Here is a 2,516-nt window from a genome sequence, read left to right as displayed (position 1 = left end):
TCTACAATGGTTTTGCTCATCTTCCCCCCTCATTAATCATTTTCTAATCCTCAACAGGCTTGAAATCATCATCAAAGAATCCAGATTGCTTATCAACCTCAATAACTTCTCCAGTCTCCTTATCAACATTTTTTGGAGCTTCTTTTTCTTCTTCCTCTACTACTTCAGGCTCAATCTCATAATCGACTTGATAAACTCTCTCGCCACTTTCAGCCTTGCTAGTCTTTTCGAAGTTCGCATTATCAAAGTTAGTCGCCTGTACTAGGGTCTGACTTTCAATAGCCTTAGGTGCATACTTTAATACTTGGATCAGAGCCGACTTCTTCGCCATAGCATCAAAGTTAGTCTTCCAAGGCCCACTGTTATAAGACTGTGAAAAAGTCTTGCCATACCTTTCAGCATCCGCCTTAGAAAAGTAAAAGACATCTTGGCCGCCGTCCTTAGTTTGGTAAATTGCATAGTAGCCAATAACATCCCCGCTATCACCAGTCAAGCAAGGCCTATGAGAAATCTCTCCAGTACCATAATCAATATCAAAATCTTCATTCTCCCTAACCTCACGGGCTGTAATCCTCTTAAATTGCCCGGTATTATAGGCTAACTTCAGTAAACCTTGATAGCCAAGCTGGAAATTAACCCTATTACCATAAGGGATAAGGTAAGCCTCACCAAGTGGTGTATTAAACTCAAGCCCAAGCTGTGCCGAATTCATAATTGCAGCAAGCAAACTTTCTTGACTACAAGATGCAAGCTTAGGATTAGAATTAATAGCAGTAAGTGCAGTCCTGATAAACTTCTCAACAGGCAAGTATGCTGGGAGGGCATTTTTAATCTCCCCCTCCATGGACTTAAGAAGTCCTCTAACTGTATCTTGCTTTCTTTGTGCTGGTGTCCTAGAATTATTCTTTTTTTGTAGCGCTTGTTTTGCGTTAGTCATTTACAATCTCCTTTAAATTAAATCTCCTAGACTCTGTAACCTTCGAAAACTCCTCAAAAATCTCTGGTTTCTCTTTTTTTATTCTTTTAGTGTCAATCCTAGTAGTAGTAAAAGGCCTATAGCTAACTTTAAGAAAGTTTGTAGCTCCATAATCGTGGTCTCCTAACTGTAGCTTAATCCTTTGCTCAAATTCCTTGTTATTCGCTTCTAATTCCTTTATAAGGCTTTTAGTCTCCAAATAGGACCTATAGTCCGTCTCGTCCACTTCAAGCTCAATCTGGTCATCTAAACCGCCCTTAAACCTATCTTTAAGAGCCGTATCATACTTACTTGATCCATCTGGAGCAGGCATTTGACCTTTTAAGACGTAATTTTCCCAAAAATCAACCTCTTGACTTTTTAACATCTCAATCACTTCTTCGTCCCTCTCAATCTCTCTGATAATAAAATCAGTAGAAAAGATAAGACAAGCGATGTAGCACTTCTCTGCCCCCGTAACCATCATGTAATGGTGGCATTGTAGCTCGTAATTTATAGGAATAGCCCCATCATCCCACTTATCTTTGGCAAAAGGGCTAGTAGTTTTACACTCTAGGATGGCATTTTCCCCAACCACTTCCCTATCAATATCAGCCAAGAGGAATGGATGTTCTTTAGATGCCATCATAAAATTATTTCTTCTAACCTTCTTACCAGTAGCTTCGGTAAATCTCCTAGCAACATAATCTTCAAGGTCTCGGCCCTGCCTCATAACCTCATTATCAAAATCTTTTACAACCTGACCTGTCTTTTCTAGATAAAGGCTAGCCTTACTTTTCCAAGGATTAAGACCACAGGCGGCCGCCGCATCCGAACCGCCAAGGCCTTTAGTCCTCATCTCAAGCCATTCTTCACGGCTTAAATTCGTAACATTTACAAGTTTTTTCATATCAAATCCCTCAAATATAGGCTTTCTTGTAAGTCTTTCTCAGCCTCATACTCACTCTGTAAAGACTTCTCATATAAAACGTCTTGATGTTCCAAATCGGTATCTATAATCTCGATATCATCATAATAAGAAGTCACCATATAAGCATCTTCTAACTTATCTTTGATAGCTTCCTTGGTATCGCCAGAATATTTTTCGTCAATTTCTTCCTTATCGATAAAAATTTCATATTCTTTTGTAAGTGTAAAACTAATCCTCATAACTTCTCCATGTAATCCTTTCTTCTATGCTTTTCAGCAATCGCAACATCAACGAGATTAAGCTTGCTAATATTGCTATCTGTCATTTTCTTTTTCAAAAGTATTTCTCTAATCTTTTCTAAACTATCAACTTCCATCACGCTAATTGCATCATAGAAAGTAACTTGATCTTTAGCCTTCATTCTCTTTCCTTTTCGTCTTCAAATCGGTATAATATTTCTATAGTTATTTTTTAAATCGGCTTAGCTTCGGCTAGGCCTTTTTGTTTTTATACAATCCAAAGCCCACCAAATAAGGTTATAATCGCAAAAGGTATGCATAACAGCTCACATACTGGAGTAGGACTCAAAATTCCTAAACCAACCCACATTAGGCTTACCAAAGTTATAAT

General features: G+C 38.2%; 4 protein-coding genes. All 4 read right to left on the bottom strand.

The genetic code is table 11. The features are described from left to right. Nucleotides 1–43: 43 nt before the first annotated feature. The 4 genes from Q0410_RS05865 to Q0410_RS05850 are packed head-to-tail and all read right to left on the bottom strand — an operon-like array spanning nucleotide 44 to nucleotide 2,307. Complete coding sequence (locus Q0410_RS05865; protein ID WP_299034227.1) at nucleotides 44–937, bottom strand: recombinase RecT; 894 nt, start codon at nucleotides 935–937, stop codon at nucleotides 44–46. Next, complete coding sequence (locus Q0410_RS05860; RefSeq protein WP_299034224.1) at nucleotides 930–1,865, bottom strand: YqaJ viral recombinase family protein; 936 nt, start codon at nucleotides 1,863–1,865, stop codon at nucleotides 930–932. Before Q0410_RS05860 ends, Q0410_RS05865 begins: the two co-directional genes overlap by 8 nt. Then, a complete protein-coding gene (locus Q0410_RS05855; protein WP_299034218.1) occupies nucleotides 1,862–2,125 on the bottom strand; it encodes a hypothetical protein in 264 nt (87 codons plus the stop codon). The genes Q0410_RS05860 and Q0410_RS05855 overlap by 4 nt, the downstream gene beginning before the upstream one ends. Continuing rightward, nucleotides 2,122–2,307, bottom strand: a complete 186-nt coding sequence (locus tag Q0410_RS05850) for a hypothetical protein (RefSeq protein WP_299034215.1) — start codon at nucleotides 2,305–2,307, stop codon at nucleotides 2,122–2,124. The genes Q0410_RS05855 and Q0410_RS05850 overlap by 4 nt, the downstream gene beginning before the upstream one ends. Nucleotides 2,308–2,516 lie beyond the last annotated feature (209 nt).

Origin of the sequence: uncultured Anaerococcus sp. (assembly GCF_937934665.1) — a bacterium.
In the GTDB taxonomy this organism is placed as follows: Bacteria; Bacillota; Clostridia; order Tissierellales; family Peptoniphilaceae; genus Anaerococcus.
Note: the sequence above shows the minus strand (reverse complement) of the source record. Positions and strands in the feature narration are given on the sequence as shown.